This is a genomic window from Mesorhizobium sp. M3A.F.Ca.ET.175.01.1.1, assembly GCF_004791945.1.
Classification (GTDB): Bacteria; Pseudomonadota; Alphaproteobacteria; order Rhizobiales; family Rhizobiaceae; genus Mesorhizobium.
The window spans coordinates 1-324 of sequence record NZ_SRTP01000241.1; the positions used below are offsets into that span (position 1 = coordinate 1).

1 protein-coding gene is annotated in these 324 nt (G+C 67.9%); it reads left to right on the forward strand.

Features of this window, described 5'->3' with window-relative positions:
• The coding region (locus EN818_RS31495; protein WP_189524002.1) for a substrate-binding domain-containing protein at positions 1-324 on the forward strand (324 nt) is incomplete at both ends.

The following is a 324-nucleotide window of genomic DNA, read 5'->3' on the forward strand; positions in this document are numbered from 1 at the left end:
GCCTCGATATCCCGGTCATCCTGCTCAACTGCTACACCGCCGACTATGCCTTCCCGGCCGTCGTGCCTTCCGAGATCGCCGGTGGCCAGAGTTCCACCCGGCATCTCATCAGCCACGGCCACCGCCGCATCGCCACCATCACCGGCGAGCCGTGGATGCAGGCGGCGCAAGACCGGCTGAAAGGCTATCGCCGCGCCTTGGCCACCGCCGACATCCCCTTCGATCCCGAGCTGGTGGTCGAGGGCGACTGGTCGGCCAGCGCCGGCTATGCCGCGACCGTCAAGTTGCTTGCCCTGAAGGACCGCCCGACCGCCATCTTCTGCC